General features: G+C 49.8%; 12 protein-coding genes. 2 read left to right on the top strand and 10 right to left on the bottom strand.

The features are described from left to right. Positions 1-1,529 precede the first annotated feature (1,529 nt). Together AC1ECB_RS07660 and AC1ECB_RS07655 are read left to right on the top strand one after the other, a co-directional pair. Entirely contained in the window at positions 1,530-2,141 is a 612-nt protein-coding gene (locus tag AC1ECB_RS07660) for an IS607 family transposase (RefSeq protein ID WP_485668154.1), read from the top strand. After that, a complete protein-coding gene (locus tag AC1ECB_RS07655) occupies positions 2,135-3,295 on the top strand; it encodes an RNA-guided endonuclease InsQ/TnpB family protein (protein WP_485668153.1) in 1,161 nt (386 codons plus the stop codon). Before AC1ECB_RS07660 ends, AC1ECB_RS07655 begins: the two co-directional genes overlap by 7 nt. A 158-nt stretch (positions 3,296-3,453) precedes the next feature. Here AC1ECB_RS07655 and AC1ECB_RS07650 read toward each other — a convergent pair whose 3' ends face one another. From AC1ECB_RS07650 to AC1ECB_RS07605, 10 genes are all read right to left on the bottom strand, one after another. After that, positions 3,454-5,349, bottom strand: a complete 1,896-nt coding sequence (locus AC1ECB_RS07650; protein WP_485668152.1) for a DUF2207 domain-containing protein — start codon at positions 5,347-5,349, stop codon at positions 3,454-3,456. Between the two features lie 17 nt (positions 5,350-5,366). Further along, entirely contained in the window at positions 5,367-5,927 is a 561-nt protein-coding gene (locus AC1ECB_RS07645) for a LemA family protein (protein ID WP_485668151.1), read from the bottom strand. A 50-nt stretch (positions 5,928-5,977) separates the two neighbouring features. Then, on the bottom strand, positions 5,978-7,090 hold the full coding sequence (locus AC1ECB_RS07640; RefSeq protein ID WP_485668150.1) for a zinc ribbon domain-containing protein: 1,113 nt from the start codon (positions 7,088-7,090) through the stop codon (positions 5,978-5,980). Between the two features lie 47 nt (positions 7,091-7,137). Next, entirely contained in the window at positions 7,138-13,065 is a 5,928-nt protein-coding gene (locus AC1ECB_RS07635) for a hypothetical protein (RefSeq protein WP_485668149.1), read from the bottom strand. Between the two features lie 18 nt (positions 13,066-13,083). Next, positions 13,084-13,578, bottom strand: coding sequence for a hypothetical protein (locus AC1ECB_RS07630; protein WP_485668148.1), 495 nt, complete (start codon positions 13,576-13,578; stop codon positions 13,084-13,086). 40 nt (positions 13,579-13,618) lie between these two features. Further along, on the bottom strand, positions 13,619-14,188 hold the full coding sequence (locus AC1ECB_RS07625; RefSeq protein ID WP_485668147.1) for a hypothetical protein: 570 nt from the start codon (positions 14,186-14,188) through the stop codon (positions 13,619-13,621). Between the two features lie 45 nt (positions 14,189-14,233). Further along, positions 14,234-15,052 carry a zinc ribbon domain-containing protein gene (locus AC1ECB_RS07620; protein ID WP_485668146.1) on the bottom strand — a complete coding sequence of 273 codons (819 nt, stop codon included), beginning with the start codon at positions 15,050-15,052 and terminating at the stop codon, positions 14,234-14,236. 108 nt (positions 15,053-15,160) lie between these two features. Further along, entirely contained in the window at positions 15,161-15,820 is a 660-nt protein-coding gene (locus AC1ECB_RS07615) for a zinc ribbon domain-containing protein (RefSeq protein WP_485668145.1), read from the bottom strand. Between the two features lie 23 nt (positions 15,821-15,843). Beyond that, positions 15,844-16,347 carry a hypothetical protein gene (locus AC1ECB_RS07610; RefSeq protein ID WP_485668144.1) on the bottom strand — a complete coding sequence of 168 codons (504 nt, stop codon included), beginning with the start codon at positions 16,345-16,347 and terminating at the stop codon, positions 15,844-15,846. 178 nt (positions 16,348-16,525) lie between these two features. Further along, positions 16,526-17,965 carry a helix-turn-helix transcriptional regulator gene (locus tag AC1ECB_RS07605; RefSeq protein WP_485668143.1) on the bottom strand — a complete coding sequence of 480 codons (1,440 nt, stop codon included), beginning with the start codon at positions 17,963-17,965 and terminating at the stop codon, positions 16,526-16,528. Positions 17,966-17,968 lie beyond the last annotated feature (3 nt).

Here is a 17,968-nt window from a genome sequence, read left to right as displayed (position 1 = left end):
TGCTTTCTACATTATCAATGAAATTCCTCCCATTTTTGGTATAAATCCAGAAAATTCCCTATTTTGTTCAAATAAAAAGGTCTCAGTTGGAGTCTTTAAAAGTAAACATAAGAAAAGCACCCAATAAATGAGTGCTTTTCAGTTAGCAAGAATATATATAATTATAGTTAGGGACAGTTAGGGACGTTCCTTTTTTATCACAATACAGTTTTCTGAAGGAATGTCTCCAATGTCATCACACAAGGTGCGGGTTTTACTTTTGGCATTGCCCCAAAAGTAACAAAAAGTCTAGGCCCCAAGCCTCCAAAAGCTGAAAAGCCGGGCGATATTCCTAAAATCCGTAAACTCGCTACGCTCAAACAGTACGGATTTTTTAACGGAATACCGCCCGGCTTTTCTCCTACGGAACGCTTTTTCCGGCAAAGGCCGAGGGGGTTTACGGGAGTTACGGGGGACACGGGGTACGGGGTACGGGGTCGCCTGTGCCGGGTTTTATACTTGCCACCCCCTTGTTTTATAATGCCTCCATAACTCTCAAAAACAGGGCAAAGAAAGCGCCGCAAAGAATTCATACATTTCGAATGAATTGCAAGTAAACTAAAGCCACAGACAGGATTTTTTCCTGACCGGTTGCATATTTTTATTTCACTGGGTATAATATAGAAAAGGACTGACGTGCGCTAACACGCCAGCCCCACAGGCTGTCTAACCGGAAAACGGTTAGCCCAAGTTCGTTAGTTATTGAAATAACCGCCGCTTTTGAGCAGGGGCGGTTATTTCTTTTTGGTTGTGACCAATACCATGAGCGTGGCAAATGCGACAGCAAATGTCAATGCTTCATAAATAGTCATCTTACCACCCCCTTCCTAAAAGGAAGGGGCTAACCGTCCCCCGAGCAGCCTGTACGATTATTATAGCATATTCTTCCAAGTGATAAGAATAAATTTCTGCTGCTAGTTTTACACAGTGCTGCCTTCATCGAATGATGGCGGCTTTTATTTTCTTATGCGCACAATCACAGCTCCCTGTCGCCGTCAATTTTTCACTGTAGGAATGAGTGGCTCATAGTGACAGTTAGGGACGTTTCTTTTTTGTCATAAGACATTTTTCTAAATGAATGTCCCCAATGTCATCACACAAGGTGCGAGGTTTTACTTTTGGCATTGCCCCAAAAGTAACAAAAGGTCTAGGCCCCAAGCCTCCAAAAGCTGAAAAGCCGGGCGATATTCCTAAAATCCGTAAACTCGCTACGCTCAAACAGTACGGATTTTTTAACGGAATACCGCCCGGCTTTTCTCCTGCGGAACGCTTTTTCCGGCAAAGGCCGGGGGTTACGGGACTTACGAGGGGTACCGGTTACTTGTGCCGGGTTTTATACTTGACACTCCTTGTTTTATAAGGTCTCCATCACTCTCAAAAACACATAATTTCTGATAAAATAAAAAAGAATCGAACATCATACGTGAGGGAGTAAGAGAACAGTTAATAAAAATATAGACAAATATATCTAATAATGGCATAATATGGACATGGATAAACAATACAAGCCTAATGAGTTTGTAAAACTTATCAATGTTTCAGTAAGAACTTTGCAACGATGGGATAACGAAGGTACTTTAACCGCTTTTCGTTCACCAACAAACAGGAGGTATTATACGCATAATCAATATGTAGCGTATATTGGTCATTCTTCTAAACATGAAGAAAATAAAAGAAAAGTAGTTATATATACTAGAGTGTCTAATCGTGGGCAAAAAGACGATTTGGTTAATCAGGTTGAGTTTTTGAAACAATATGCTAATTCTAAAGGGATTATAGTAGATGAAGTTTTAGAGGACATTGGTAGCGGGTTGAATTATAATCGCAAAAAATGGAATGAGCTTCTTGCAATGTGTAGAAATAGGGAAGTAAAGCAAGTATTGGTTGCACACAAAGATCGGTTTATTCGATTTGGTTATAGTTGGTTTGATGAATTTTTGAAATCATGCGGAGTTGAACTTGTTGTAGTAAATAATGAAAAATTATCACCAGAACAGGAATTGGTTCAGGACTTAATTAGCATAACTGATGTTTTTTCTTGCAGAATTTATGGCCTCAGAAAGTATAAAAAAAGATTGAAAGAGGACAATGATTTATGCTAAGAGCCTATAAGACTGAACTAAATCCTACGACAGAGCAAAAAACTAAAATCCGTCAAACTATCGGTACTTGTCGATATGTTTATAACTTTTACATTGCACATAACAAAGAGATATATGAGCAAGAAAAGCGGTTTGTGTCTGGTATGGATTTCTCCAAGTGGTTGAACAACGAATACTTGCCGAATAATCCAGAATACCAGTGGATTAAAAGCGTATCATCTAAAGCTGTTAAACAGGCAATAATGAACGGTGAACAGGCATTTAAGCGATTCTTTAAAGGCGAAAGCAAATTCCCACGATTCAAGAAAAAGAAAAACCAAGATGTTAAATCTTATTTCCCTAAAAACAATAAAACTGATTGGACGGTTGAACGGCATAGAGTAAAAATACCTACTATTGGCGTTGTTCAACTCAAAGAAAAAGGCTATATACCTACTAATGAAGTAGTTAAAAGTGGAACTGCATCCATGCAAGCAGGAAGATATTTTATATCTGTTCTGATTGATAGTAATGAAAAACCAAAAGAAGATATTGAACCGACTAATGGCATTGGCATTGACCTAGGGATTAAGACATTAGCAACAATAAGCAATAACAAGGTATTCAAGAATATCAATAAGACAAATTCGGTTCGTAAACTCAAACGGAAGTTAAAACGTGAGCAAAGACGTTTATCGAGAAAGTATGAACACAAAAAGGAAAGAGGTGAAAAAACTGCTACTTACTCTGCAAACATTGCAAAACAAGTTAAGAAAATACAAGCCATTCATTACAAGCTAACTACTATCCGTAATGATTACACCAATAAAGTGGTTAATGAGATAGCGAAAACCAAGCCCTCTCATATTACTATTGAGGATTTGAATAGTAGCGGCATGATGAAGAATAGGCATTTAGCAAAAGCAGTAGCGGAACAAAAGTTCTATTGCTTCAAGCAAAAACTAGAGTGTAAGTGCAAAGATAACGGCATTGAATTAAGGGTGGTTGATAGATTTTATCCATCGTCAAAAACCTGTTCGTGTTGCGGAAATATCAAGAAAGACCTAAAACTTTCTGACAGGACTTACACTTGCCAAGAGTGTGGATTAGTAATAGACCGCGATTTGAACGCTAGTATAAATCTTGCAAATGCCAAAATATACAAGATAGCATAATCAAGCTATTGTATATGTGTACCGATGGCTAGTCGGGAATTTACGGCTGCGGAGTGTTATATAAACGGTGGTAGCTTCGGCAAAACCGGACACGATGAAACAGTAATTTTCTTAACATGGATATATTTGTCTATGTTTTAAGTAGCAGACTGCATTTCCTATCGTCCTCCATAGCTGGAACCGCCACCTCCACCACCTCCGCCAGAGGAGAAGCCGCCCCCGCCGCCGGAGTCTGAGGACGACTTGCTTATTGCTTTCTCAGCGGTTTTAATTGAACGCTCCACGACATCTTCTATATCGCTAAAGGAGCCGTGCAAGGCGTCAAAACCGGTATGGGCTCCGTAACTGTACCAGCCATAGCCAAAGCGGTAATTGCCGTCCTGCAGATTGGGGAATACTAGCTCCAGTTGTTTCATGACTTCGCGGGCCACTCCCAGGGTCACTGCGTAAACCAGATAATGTTCCCAGATGATCAGACTGGGTATTTCATAACGCTGCATTTGCGAAAAATGCAGGAGGAAGCGTTTAAAAGCCTGCCAGCGTACGAAATCTTCCTGCCCGGACGGTGAGCGCCGCTTAAATGAACGCGGTATCAGGGCGATAATGGCTGCGGCGATCAGCAGGGACACTCCCAGTATGGTCATCAAGCTATTGAAGATGACGATAGCTCCCAGTGTAAAAAGCAGCAGTCCACTCAAAACAGTAACCAGAGGCATATTGCCGCTGTGGTCAAAAAAGTCGGCCTGCTCCATCTGCTCGTTTATGCCTGCAACCCATGATCGCCAAAACCCGTAAAAATCTCTACTGCGGCTTTTGGCAAAGGCTTCAATATCAGCTAAAAATAAATATTCACGGTCGCCGGCAATCGTATGACGCAGATAGTCCAGCAGATCCTGCTCATGCGCGCGCAGTTCGGCTTCTGCCGGATTCCGCAAAGCACCCGGCTGCGGCGCGTCGAGAAAAGTGAGACGATAGGTTTTTACTTCCCTGTTGCCCAGCAGCTTGCCTACATTGACGTGTTCTTCCTCAATCCGCAAGAATTTGCGCCGGGCCAAGTCCAGTATGGTAGCAGTCAGATCATGCCCCTGCACCTTGCTATAGTTCCAAAGCACACTCAGTTCCGCAGGGCTGTACGGCGCAGGCAGCTCGCGGTAGTAAGTCCCGTCAAACTTGACAGTGTAGGGCCGCCCATATTTGCGCCATAAAAGCAATACCACTCCGCCGGCACATACGATAACCAAAAATGCCCCGGCTATTTCCGCCCGAGCCAGCCAGCGCTCGCGATTGGCTTCTTGAGCCCAGGCCTCTTCTTCCGCTAAGATGCCGGCAAGAGCAGCCCGGTTGGTATAAGCAGCGGAGGAGGCGTTAGGAAACAACGCCGTCGGCATGACAACCCGGCCCTCCACAAAGGTATAGGGAGGAAGTTTTAAAGCCTGCCACGTTATCGTATCAGCGCCGGCAAAGGCCACTTCGCCCTGCAAAGGACCGTGTCCCCAGATTTTTATGTCTTTTCCCTGCGTCAAGCGCTCCGCACCCGCCGGCAGTTTTAATTTAACCCTGACCTCGCGAATCCTTTGCGGATTCGCGCTTCCAATAAACTTGCGGTACAGTTCGGCCACATCATTGTGAATTGCAACCGCATTCATAATCCGGTAAGATACGTCGAAGGTTCGTACTTCATCCTGAGCTGCGATACTCCAGTCAATCGTTATTTGATACCCTTCATCCTTAATCAGGAAGGTGCCGGGGGTGCCGTATTTAGTGCCGGGATTAAAGGTGTAGGGCTGGCCGTTTTCCGAAACCTTTACTTCCCTGACCGGCGTGCCGCTCTGGGGAATTTTTATGTGAAAACCATTCCACTTCCCGGAAAAGTCAATGGTTAATCTTTCCGTTACCTGCAGGGAAGCATCCGGCAGGACTTCCGCCTCGACAACCACCTGCTCCATGCTGAGCGAGCGACTTGCCCGGGCGGTACCCGGCAAAAACAGCAGCAGCCCTAAAAACAGGCAAAACCAGCCGATTTTATGTTTCAGGAAAACGCCATTTCTGTTCATAATTTAAGAAATCTCCTTTAAAAAGTCACCTGCACGTTCTGACGGGCTTCCGCTTCCTCCCGCAGGGTAAAATAATCAACCATCGCAAACCCCAGCATGCCGGCCACCAGATTCGCCGGGAACAATTCTATTTTCGTGTTGAAATTTTGCACCGTATCATTGTAAAACTGGCGGGCAAAGGCAATCTTGCTTTCCGTATCGCTGAGTTCGGTCTGCAACTGCAGGAAATTCGTATTGGCCTTTAGTTCGGGATAGGCTTCGGCCACTGCGAACAACGACTTTAACGCTCCGCTTAGCATGGTTTCCGCCCGGGCCTGCTCGGTCACGCTCCCGGCCGCTATCGCCATATTTCTCGCCTGGGTCACTCTGTCCAGCGTATCTTTCTCATGCTGCGCATAGCCTTTAACCGCATTTACCAGGTTTGGAATCAAGTCATAGCGCCTTTTAAGCTGAACATCGACCTGTGACCAGGCATTCTGAACCCTTTGCCGCAAGCGCACCAAAGTGTTATAGGTAACAATTAAAAATAGGACCACAAGGAGCACTAAAGTGCCGCCGACAATCATTCCGACAAACATTCCCCTTCCTCCTTCTTTGCCTCATACGCCTTCACCCCGCAATCCTTGTTTCATAAGGCAGCCCCGCAATGACCGCAAAACTTTTTGTCCGGGCTAATCTTTCCGCCGCACTGCCCGCAAAAATTCCGCTGCGGTCCGGCCCCGGTCGCCGCCCCTGCGTCGACAGGAACAGCGGCCGCCCGGCGCAAAGCAGTCGTCCATTGCAGCAAAGTCCCTGCCAGTTCAGATGCGTTGGCGGTCTGGTGACGGAAGCGACCTTCTCCCCCGCTGCCGGTTTCAAAGGAAAACAGGTGATTGGTAAAGGCGGTTGCGGCCAGAAATACCCGGGACAGGCCCTTTTCCTCCCCTTTGATCAACGCACTGGCCTGCCAGCCGGTGGCGTTCATCCAGGCGCTGATAAATTCTGTCCCCATCTGCCGGGAGCGTTCCGCCAGCGTGAAAACAGCATCTTTGCTGGTGATAAAGCCCAGTTCCTCAATTTTTTGCAAATGTTCCGGCTTTAAGGCTACTGGAATGCTCTTCAGGCCCGGCGTAATTTCAAACAGAGCCGGCAGCAGCCAGCGCTTATCACCGCTGGCCAGGGCCCGTTTCAATAGTTGCACAAAATCCGCGCTGCTGACGGCTACATCTACTACCCTGCGAAAATCCAGCATGCTCTCCAGATAAAAGCGGCGATACATATCCACGCAATGCAGGGCGCAGATCAGAACCTCGCTTTCCAAAATACCGTTGCCGAATACCGCCGGATAGTCCTCCATACCCGGGGAGGCGTAAGTGCCAGCCCACCATTCCAGAAAGGCTTTTTCCCCGGGGAAATACAACAGGAGCAAATCTCCCTCGGCGTTGCTAAACTGTGCTAAAACCGTACTTGTTGCCTTGGACAGCAGGGCGTAATACTGATCTTCCGCCGCATTGGCCCCGCCGGTATGGAAGGAAATCTTTAAATCCGGCTCCAGCAATTGCCGGGCAATGGTCTGGAATGCGGGACTTTCCGCCAAAGCTTTAAACCAGGCTGACGGACTGCTGACCGCCGCCTGCTCCGCGTTATATCGAAAGACTGACAAAGGATTGCCGGCCAGGCCAGATCGTCTGAACAAATGGTCGATATCCCCCGGCGCCAGTTTGAAAACCTCCACGTTCGCCGGGCCTTGATTCATGTCCATTTTCATGCCTCCTTACCTGCTCAATAATCGCTGATGTTTTCATTTCCCTATTTCCTGGCCGCTCTTAGCGATCCGATGCGGCTGGTCAGTTTATCTACAAAATCCCCCGGGCTGTCATAGCCCAGCTCCGCCAAACGGGCGGCCCGGGTAACCGGAGACAGGCTGCTGTCATTGACCACAGCAAGGCCTTTCTTCATATTTTCCGGCATGTCGACAATTTTATAGCCCATATTTCGATAGCCCTGTTCCAGATTCTGCGCCTGGGATCCAGCCTTGCGCAGCTGCTCCATGGCCTCGGTCTGGCTCTTGATATCGCCCTTTTCCCAGTAATGATCGATTTTGTACTTTTCCATCATGCCCAGTTGTTCCGAATCCAGCAAGGTCCCCTGCCCCCTTTGGACCAGTTCGGAGCCGCTGGCCGGCCGCATTTGCCTGCCGTCAATCGTCACGGTCTCAACACCGCGTGCAATCTCATCCGGTGTAGCCTCAATCATGGGCCGTCCCGGGAGATCGCCGTCTTTTCTAATCCAGGTTCTCTGATTGCTGAAATCCCGGCCGGCTTCCAGATGCGCAACATCGGTGGGACTTTCGCCGTGCAGTTCTCCCCACTTGCGGTACTGTTCCGCCGGAGACATGTTATGCCAGTTTTCATCAGGAAACCTGCGGGCCGCATCCTGGGGATCAAAGCCGGTATGCTTGGCATAGGACTCAAAATAGATATCCTCCCATTCACTGCGGGGTATCTCCACCCATTCCGGACCATTGGGTCCATTTACTTTACGCAGGGCGATAATATCGTTGTCGGTGTTGATGTCCCAGGACTGATATTCCTTGCCGGGCGTCCTAACCGTCTCCACCCTGACTTCTCCGTATTTACCCTTCAGCGAATCGACAACCTCTGTGCGGCTGGGTTCATATACTCTGCCTTCTAAGGTTTCATTAAATTTTTTCTGCACATTGATGGCTCCCGACTCTCCCAATTCCGCTCCCAGGCCATCCATATTCTGCATATCTTTCAGCTTCCGCATCGCCGCCGGATCGGCTTTCATTTTCAGGACATCGTCGACGCTGAGTTCTTCGCCCCGCTGTACTTTGTCGGCCAGTTCCCAGTTTTTCTCTTCGGCTTGCAGCCGATATTCGTCATAAACGGTCTGATCCTTTATGAGTTCCTGCTTTTTGGCCTCAGGCAGCTTATCAAAGTCATCCATCTTCTTTTGCAGAGAATCTTCCGCTTTTGCCACTGCCTTCGGGTCATTTAACACTTCCGTCTCTGTACGGGCGCCCCGGGTCGGTCTATCAGCAGGAGCAGTTTTCCCCGCGGCCCCGGCCGCCTCATCTGCTGCACCGGCCACTTTGTGGCCGGGCAGGTCAGGCCCGTTGACCGCATTGCCGGCTCCTCTGGCCATATCGTCACCGCCGCCTGCGGCCGCCTTGCCGATTGCTTTGCCCAGATCATCACCGCCGTCCGCCGCTTGTTTGCCAAAGGCTTTGGCAAAGTCGTCCGCGCTGGTCACTTTTAGACCCGCCCCGGCAATCTTATCGTCAAGAACCTTTCTTAGCCCGTCGGCACCGATGTCATCAAGCCGTTTGGCCAGGTCCGCCAGCGCCTCCTCGGCGCTTTGTTTGCTGATGAGCCCCAGTTTGCTGCTGGCGATTTGATCGCCGGCGGCAACGGCCAAGCCGATTTTTTCCGCTACATCTCCTGCCTTTTGTGCGAAGTTGGGGAATGTATCCGCAAACTGCTGCATGGCCTTGCCCCCGGCGGCGCCAATTAATTCTCCGGCCGCTTCTTCCAGAATCAGTTGTCCGATAGCTTTGGCAACAGCCCGAAAATCCGTTTCGCCTTTGTCTACCGAATTTTTGATGCGATGCATGGCTTCCGCCACGGTCATGATATACTCTGAAGAACCTCCGGTGGCTGCTCCGATAGCCGCTCTGGCTCCCATCCCCACCCAGGAAATGCTGCCGTCAGCTTTTTCGCCGGTCACTACTTCCCTGGCCGTCTCCGCATTAGCTTTCAATGCCGACTCCAGGTCTTTGTACCAGGGGACTTCTTCCCAGCGATCCCCGGTATCGGCAGTTGTTTTTCCCAGTATGCGGTTATCAATTACCCGCCTGATCTTATCCACTTGTTCCTGGTCGAATTCTCTTCCGGCCAGCATATCATCTTTCAGCTTCTGGATGGCCTTGTCAACATCCCCGGGTCCGCCTGGTTCGCCAATGTTATATTTATCAGCCGCTTTCTGCATTTGCTCCAGCTTTTTCCATTCGGCCAGTTTCTGGTCGACGGCCTGGCTGCGGGCATCCTGGCGCTGGCTCATCTTTTCTATATCTTCCGCGATCCGTCTCCGGTCTTCCGCCAGGTCGTCCTGCCAATGCTCAAATTTGTCCGGGTCAAAGCTGTTGCCGGTTTCTGTATTGACCCATTCGCCGGTTTTACCATCATATTCAATTTCAATGCTGCGTCCGTCCGTTTTTCCTACTAGGATGCGTTTTTCTCCAGCTTGAGGCCATCCCGGTGTGCCGGGCTCCGAGGCTTGCGTATCCTCAGGAACCGGCGCTCCTTCTCCGGGGATAGCCGGCCTATCCGCCCCTTCCGGTTCTGCAGCGGGAACAAATCCTCCCTTCTCACCGGCCGCGGGGGCGTCTTTATCCTGGCCGTGCTGTTTCAGCGTGTTCATAGGGTCCTCCGGCCCGATAACGCCTGAATCTTCCGGTTTGGCAACAGACGGTTTTTCCGGTTCCGGTCGCGGTATCTCATCTGTCCAGGGTTTGGCCCCATATTTTTCCACCGTTTTAGGATACGGATCCCCTAAAGGCGGTTTCTTCGGCTGCCAATCTATTTCACTAATCTCGGTCGTGCCGTGCGGGATGACCTTTCCTTCGCCAAAAGTGCGCTGGGCGTTGCTGGTAAGGACATTGAACGGATTACCGTCTCCCTTATATGGATTCTCACTCCAATGCCGCCCATTGCGGTCGTATCCGTCGGCGTTGTAACCGCTCCAGTGGTAGCCGTCCTTGCCATAGCCCCGTTTGTCATAGCCCCAGGGATCATACCCACTGCGGTTGTAGCCTTCATAATTAAAGCCTTCCCGGTCATAACCGTCCTTGTCGAAGCCGTCTTTGTTAAAGCCTTTCTTATCGTAACCGTATTCGTCATAGCCTTCCCGCTGCCGACCCTGTTTGTCATACCCTTCACGATTATAACCCTGTTTATCATAACCGGACTTGTCATACCCCTGCCGGTCAAAGCCTTCCTTGTTTAACCCGTCCCGACCATAGCCTTCAGCATCCCAGCCCTCTTTATTAAAGCCTTCCTTATCAAAGCCGGCCGCATTGTAGCCCTTGGCATCATAGCCACTGCGATTAAACCCTTTGGCATTATAGCCGTTGACGTCATAGCCTTCCCGGTCGAAACCCTGGGCGTTAAAACCGTTGCGCCCATAACCTTCTTTGTCAAAGCCCGCTTTATCAAAGCCTTCCCGGTCAAAACCTTTAGCGTCAAAGCCCTCTTTATTATAGCCCTCCTTATCAAAATTCGCTTTGTTGAAGCCTTCTTTCTTAAAACCTTCTTTATCAAAACCTGCCTGGTCGAAGCCCTCCCGGTTGAACCCTGCTTTGTCAAAACCCTCTTTGTTAAAACCTTCTTTATTAAAGCCGGCCTGGTCGAAGCCCTCACGATTAAACCCTGCTTTGTCAAACCCAGTTTTATTATAGCCTGCCCGGTCATAACCTTCGGCGTTAAAGCCCGCTTTGTCAAAACCTTCTTTATTAAAGCCGGCCTGGTCGAAGCCCCCACGGTTAAACCCTGCTTTGTCAAACCCAGTTTTATTATAGCCTGCCCGGTCATAACCTTCGGCGTTAAAGCCCGCTTTATTAAAGCCTTCCTTATCAAAGCCTGCGGCATCAAAGCCCGCTCTATTGTAGCCCGCTTTGTCGAAACCTTCTCTGTTAAAGCCTTCTTTATCAAAACCGGCCTGGTCAAAGCCCTCCCGGTTGAACCCTGCTTTGTCAAACCCAGCTTTATTATAACCTTCCTTATTGAAGCCTGCGGCATCAAAGCCCTCTTTATTGTAGCCCGCTTTGTCAAAACCTTCTTTGTTAAAGCCGGCCTGGTCGAAGCCCTCTCGGTTAAACCCTGCTTTGTCAAACCCAGCCTTATCAAAGCCGGCCCGGTCATAACCATTCTTATCAAAGCCCTGTCGATCATAGCCTTCAGGGTCAAAACCACTTTCATCATAAGTTTCAGCCAGTTCTTCTTTATCATCCGGGCCTGCGCCTTCGTCCGCCGTCTGTGGCCCTTTCTCTGCGGCATTTTCAACCGGCGCATCTGTCGCAATTTTTGTTTCAGACCTAATTGCGTCGGCAGCCGGACCGGCAGCCTCAATGGCGCTGGTATCGATTAATATGCCCGTGTCAGAGACGCCTGCTTCCGGCGAAGGCGGCTGTGCGCTTTGCTCTGTTTGAATGAAAATCCCGGCCTCAGCAGCAGTTTCAATTATTATGCCGGACTCCGGTTGAATCCGCAGCGCGGCTTCTTCAGCAGCTGTCTCCACGATTAACTCGGATTCCGAAGCTGCCTGTTTCCCGGTAGTGATAGCCCCTTGACCCATATCAGCCGTATCAATGATGATTTCCGGCTGCCTTCTTCTGCCCAGTTGGCTGACTGTTTGCGCTGCGCCGGGCTGTCCAGTTCCCGCTCCCGGATAAGATCCTCCCGCCCCGGGAAATGAGCCTCCGCCAGTCGGCGATAAAGGCGTTCCTCCCGAAGGCGCAAAGCCCCCGCCTCCTCCGCCCAAGCCGGCCAAAGCCCCCAGGCCGGTGGCGATCAAGCCCGGCACCGCCACACCGACGATTGCTTCGGTGGTATTGGAGGGACCGGGTATGTTGCCGACCGAACCGACTCCGGCCGGGCTTGACGTCCATCCGCCGGGTGACGAACGACTGCCAGAATGGCCGTCGTTCACTGCAAAGTGTGGCGTAGCCTTTACTTCCGCCATGCCCCGTCCGCCGGACTGCGTATTCTGCGCCCAGGTGGCCGGGTCCGAGTCGATAATCGTATAGGTCCCGGCCGAAATAATGATATTAGGCGCTACTTCCCAGTAAGCGTTGGGGACGCCCCCCTGGCCCGGCCGGGAGCCGGCCTGCCAAGGGCCATATACCTTGCCATTGCCGTCCCGCAGCGCGATGCTGCCCGGCGCCGCCCCCCGACCATTATTCCAGTGATAGGTAACTATACCGGTTACCAGCTGCGGCTGGCTGAGGGTAAAAGTTGTCGGTGTAGTAGGCTTGTTATATACTCCGGCAATATTCATGGTATTGGCTACCAACGTAGATTCCTCCAGCGGCTTGCCGGTAACCGCCGTCGAAGGAGCGGGAGCCGACTGGTCGCTGCTCTTAACAGTCTTTTTGGAGTTATCCGGAACTGCCGGTTTCACCAGACCGCTGCGTGTTAGTCCCTCAACCATCTGCTGGATTAAGCTTTTGGCCTTCTGTAAATCGGCCGCTTTACCGCTGCCGGTATTTTTTATGGAGGCCGTAACCAAATAGCCCGGCAACTCTGCCCACACAATAGTGTCATTGGGGAAATTGCGCCGCATAGCCCTCTGCTTTATTTCATAACCCTGCATGGGGGAAACCAATATTTCGCCTTCGCCAAAATCGTGCAAATTAATTAGCACCTGTATGTCCGTTCCTTCAAGCGGTTCATTTATACCAATATGAACACCGCCGCTGCCTCTGGCTGTACTATATCTAAATTTACCACCCGACTCGGTTTCTTCAATACCAGAGTAAGTGCTGGGTGATTTAAAATTTCGGCCGGCCACTTCAGCAACCACATCCCCAACGCTTCCGGCCAAAGCTGTTCCGGGATAACCTGCTGCCAGCAACATAAACACCATGCAAAAAACAACTGTCCCCACCAGATTTTTTTTAATTCGCTTTATATTTCCTGTCAGGTTTAGCATCGACAAACTTCCCCCCCTTCATCTTTACGGCAGCATTGCCACCAGCATCATCCAGCCGGTGGAAAGCACAAACGCCAGGCCTGAGGGGATCAACACGTTTTTGATTCCCTGGGCGCCTTTTTTCATCACTTCTGTTCCGGCCGTGGCGGCGGCTGTCATGATGGCCGCCGAAGCAAACGGCATCACCGCATCCCAGTTTAATAACAGCTGCGCCAAAACCGCCAATGCGGTGAAGGGGATCATAAACAACATGCCGGCGCTCACCGCTTCAGGGGCGAATTGACCGGCAGTTTCCGTCCGCAAGACTGGATTACCACTGTTAAACAGTATAATAAGCAGCTTCACGGTCAGCAGTCCCACGGTCAAAGCAAGCAGAACCGATACTATAACGGTAACCGCTTGAACATCTGATTTACTAAAGGAAATCAACACTCCCAATACCGTAAAGCACAGGTAAGCCGGCCAAAAGACTGTTTTTTTTCCAATCGAAGTACCAGCATAGCCTAGTTGCGTCGCCATGCGCATCAGCCTCCCGAATATCTTTCATTTAACACCTATCTTAACCGGCAAAACGGCCCAGCAAAGACCATCCCATCAGCAGTATGGCCCCGCAGAGAGTGGACATGGCCACACTGAAAGCCGTCCGGTCACCTGACATCTGTTTAATCGTAAACAAAGTGGGACGCAAAGCCCATAAAACCCCGGTAACGCCAAAGGCAACAGCCGTTTTCCAGCCCAAAGCCACCGAGAACAGTATCCCGGTCAGTGCATAAACCAGCGTGGCGGAATAGCCCAGGGCAAAAGCGGATATGGCCCAGCCAATATTGTACCCCTGCTCTCCGGCCTGGGATAACGCCCATACCATTACGGCGAGAAGGGCAATACCGACCGTGCCGTAGAAAAGGCCCAGCATCGTAATAAGAATGACCGTTATTATTTCGATTTGTCCTGAACGCAGCATATCCAGGCCGGTTTGCAAGAAAAACAAGGCAAAGGATAAACCGGATATAAGGATGGAATAAGGCCATGGCACCCGGGACATTTGACTTTTTACCACCTCGCCGGGATTTATTACCATATTCAGGGCTGCTTTCCATTGGGGCCTTTCATCTGTCGCAAATGTATTCATCTTGTTATTGATGTCCCTCCTTTTTAAATAGCGTCGCAGGATCACTTACCTGTATTTCACCGTAACACCGTCCCGGCGGCAATGTTTCAGAATCCATTCTTGCACGAATTCAAAATCCTCCTGGGAAGAGTAAATCAGGTTGCGGGTCATGTCGGAGGCAATCAGCTTTATAATCTTCTTCCGGCGGTCCACCTGGATCTTCCGCACCTTTTTAAATTCGGTATAAAGCTGTTTTCGGGATGTCGCCAGCAGATTGGCGCCCACCACGGTGGGGTTGCCTGCCAAAGCGCCTGCCAGGATGCCCAGCCAAGCCAGCAATTCTGTATTATCCTGCTTCTTGGGCATTTGAATATGGCTGATTCCTTTTTGGTCCATCTCGAAAACCACGGGATAGCGGACACCCCGGATGGGGATGAAGACCAGATAGTAGCCAACGGCGACCAACGCAGTCATAATAGCGGCTACCAGCCCGAACAGACTAAAAATAGAGACCAGGTTTTCAGTCAGATTTCCCTCGGCAATGGCCAGAATTATAGTTAAAGCCAATGGAATCAGACCGCACAGCAGTAAAATTTTCCATACTGTTAAAGGAATGGTACTGTCTTTAAGCAAATTGATTTCCACCAGCCAGCGGTATGTTCCGTGCTGATCCTGCCGGATGCCGGGGCTCACGGCAAGAGCGGACGCTTCCGGCATATTTTCCGGCAGACCGGGTTCCGCGTATACGCTGTGCTTCTCTTCCGGCGGAGCATCGTCCTTGACCGCCGCTGTTGCGGTCGGCGCCAGCCGGGTTCCGCATACTTCACAGAACAGGATCTTGCCCGGCACTTTTTCTCCGCATTTTTCACAAAATCGCTGTTTCATAGGCCATTGACCGTCTCATTTTGAAAATACGGAAACTGCGGCGCACCATTGAGTATGTAGTCCATTTTTTTCTCCATTTTTTCTTAAATTTTTTTCGACTTCCAGGCCCTATTTTAGCAACGGGCATTTACACCGGGGACACACGTCCTCCTCAATATCCCAGATGTCCCCGCAGGCGTTGCAGAAAATGACGCTGTCCTGCGACTTGTCGTATTTCTCATAGGAGTTCAGTCCGGCATGATGCCGCAGTCGGTCTCCAATTTGGAAATAATTGTATCGAGCGTCGTCGTCTTTTACTATACTGCAATACTTTTTTCCGCGCTCATCCTCGACCACAACAACGTATTCCGTGTAATCTCTCCCGTTTTTGTCTCTCCCATAGTTGACCTCTTTGTTCACTACCGTCCCGTCCCAGGTTCTGCTCTTTTTTCTCCCCAGAATCTGCAGCAGAGCTATGACCAGAAACATGCCGCCAATTCCAAGTCCGATGAACATTGATTCGGGATTTTCCATTTCCGATCCGACCTCGCCGGCAATGGTAAAGCCGATAATGGCGGCAACAGCCAGCATACCGGCAAAGATGACCGACCAAAGGTAGGTGTGCCTGACATACCGGGCGAAAGCCGGATCGTTTATTCTAGATGAAAACCCGACAGGACAGGCCTTAAACTTTGAAGAAGTTGGCGATTCCGGTTTTAGTCGGCCGCCGCAGAATGTACAGAAGTGCTCATTCTCCGGGCAGGTCTCGCCGCAATGCGGGCAGTGCATACCAATCCCTCCTTATATTTATTTCAGTCCATTATTACGGGAACTACGCCTGTCTCATAGCGAAAACTTTCGACGATTCTTTTCAATTCACGGCTATCCGGCGCCCCGTAGAGAATACGCGTTTTTTGCGTGCTGAATTTTGTACCATAAATGAGGCACATGTATTCACGCCCGATTTCCACGCCTTTCAGATAAATCCCGTCCAAGTTGAACTTGATAATTTTGCTATCCAGCAAAATGCCGAAACAGGAGATAAAAACCTCTATGCCGCCGGTTGATGACGCGCCGTCAGGTCCGTAGACGCCGGCACCAATGATGGCAGACTGAATATGCAGGATTTGGTTTTCGATAATCAGTTCCGCGATTCTCAGCTTTTTATACTCCTGCATTGACAGGATGGCGAAAAACAGGGTCGCGCATATTACAACGCCCAAAAACATTTTCGGGTGAAAGACAGGGATAACACCGTCCAGCATGAGAATAAGCAGGGAAACCAGGAAACCTGCGCCGGTCGCTATAATCAGCAAGCAGGCCCTCCATCTGATCGCTTTCACCACTAACACCCCTCTTTCCGGTAGTCTTATGCCATTTATTATATCGGACTTCCCGGGCCAACAATAGTCACCTGAATGGGTGATGACCGCAAAAAAACCTCACCTTTTCGGGTGAGGAGGGCTGAAATGCCATTTTCAGAGGGGGTTCCGGCTACTTCTGCGCGGGATATTGATCTTCCAGCATAAGCTTTATAAGTTGAGCCCGGCTTTGAATTTCGTATTTGGCATAAATGTTTTTGATATGCGTTTTAACCGTATTTTCACTTAAAGCTAATTCCCCGGCAATAATCCGGTAAGTTTTTCCTTGAAAGAGCAGAGCCGCGATTTCTTTTTCCCTATCCGTGAGCCGTCCCAGCAGCACAATACTGTTGGCCATACTGCTTTGCGGCTCCGGCGGCATTTCCGGAAATACGGTCAGATAAGCGTGGTCTTTTAACAGGACGGAAAGATGTTTATGAAGCGGGGGAAGAATGACCAGTGTGACGCAGACTACCGCCAGGGCCAGCGCCGAAGAGTTGTGACTGGGTAAGGCGGATGCGGTAATGGCATTACCGATCAGTCCGCCCAGCAATACGCCCAGCACATTGGCAGAAAGCCCCACCCCAAAGATTTTTGCTGGATTTTGCGCAAAATCCAGCATTTCACCGAGAATGCTCCACCAGAACAAGTCGTATATTCCGCAGGCGCCCAGCATCAGGGTATTGACCAGCAGGTAACTGCCTGTCGAACGGTCGACGATCATAAAGCTGATGAAAGCAAAGCCGATCATAGCAATGGCGACATAAAGGATGTAGGTTCGATTCGTTTGCCGCCGCAGGTTCTTCATGACATAAAGAGCAACAATATACGGGACGGCCCAGTACCAGCTCGCCAGCCACCGGTGGTGGGCAAAGGCGGGGTTGATCACTTGATACATCAGACCCGAGTTGATGGTGATGACCGTAATAAATAAGCATAATAAAGCCAGGGGCCTGGCAACACTGACCGCCATTTTGGCCTTACCAGGCGGTGTAACCAGGGCATCGGCGGGAAGTTGAAATGCAAGCAGCAATGCACCGCCCAGCATGAGCATGGACAAACCCAGACCGGCGTAAAGCGACAGATGGATGGCGGTCATATTAATAAAAATCATGAGCATGTTGGAATAAATCAGCACTTCCGCGGCGGTTTTCAGCCGCTCATGGGGCGGCGTACAGCTTTTATAAAAAAAGCCCCAGGCCGCTACGCACCCCCCGGCCAAAAAGGAACTGAAAAACAAAGACGACTGCCAGAGGAGGGAAGGGTTGAAAAAAAATACGCCGGTTGCCGGTATGAAAAAAGCAAAAGAAAACAACATTAGCCGCTTAGCCGCCTGACTAGTCTTGATGATAAATCCCCAGAAAGACAACCCCGCTAAAAGAGCGGCGATAGCGCCAAAGATCAGGTTGCGCGCATCAATCCCAAAGCTGTTGGCCAGAGCGTACAAAACCTGCCCCTCAAAAAGAAAGGCCAACTGCCAGGAGGAGAACAGAGAAAACATAATTACGGATAGCCGGCGCTGATCCAGTTGATCTATGAAAAAAAGACTTTTGCCGCTTTCACCGTCCGCCAACAA

This window comes from Sporomusa sp. 246TCP1 (assembly GCF_057319775.1).
The sequence above is the reverse complement of the archived record's forward strand: the minus strand, read 5'-3'. Positions and strand labels throughout refer to the sequence as shown.

Excerpts from the sequence above, each read along its gene's own strand:
- AC1ECB_RS07625 (WP_485668147.1), bottom strand. The coding sequence starts at position 14,188 with ATGAATACATTTGCGACAGATGAAAGGCCCCAATGGAAAGCAGCCCTG.
- AC1ECB_RS07620 (WP_485668146.1), bottom strand. The coding sequence starts at position 15,052 with ATGAAACAGCGATTTTGTGAAAAATGCGGAGAAAAAGTGCCGGGCAAG.
- AC1ECB_RS07650 (WP_485668152.1), bottom strand. The coding sequence starts at position 5,349 with ATGAACAGAAATGGCGTTTTCCTGAAACATAAAATCGGCTGGTTTTGC.
- AC1ECB_RS07645 (WP_485668151.1), bottom strand. The coding sequence starts at position 5,927 with ATGTTTGTCGGAATGATTGTCGGCGGCACTTTAGTGCTCCTTGTGGTC.
- AC1ECB_RS07640 (WP_485668150.1), bottom strand. The coding sequence starts at position 7,090 with ATGGACATGAATCAAGGCCCGGCGAACGTGGAGGTTTTCAAACTGGCG.
- AC1ECB_RS07615 (WP_485668145.1), bottom strand. The coding sequence starts at position 15,820 with ATGCACTGCCCGCATTGCGGCGAGACCTGCCCGGAGAATGAGCACTTC.
- AC1ECB_RS07630 (WP_485668148.1), bottom strand. The coding sequence starts at position 13,578 with ATGGCGACGCAACTAGGCTATGCTGGTACTTCGATTGGAAAAAAAACA.
- AC1ECB_RS07660 (WP_485668154.1), top strand. The coding sequence starts at position 1,530 with ATGGATAAACAATACAAGCCTAATGAGTTTGTAAAACTTATCAATGTT.
- AC1ECB_RS07655 (WP_485668153.1), top strand. The coding sequence starts at position 2,135 with ATGCTAAGAGCCTATAAGACTGAACTAAATCCTACGACAGAGCAAAAA.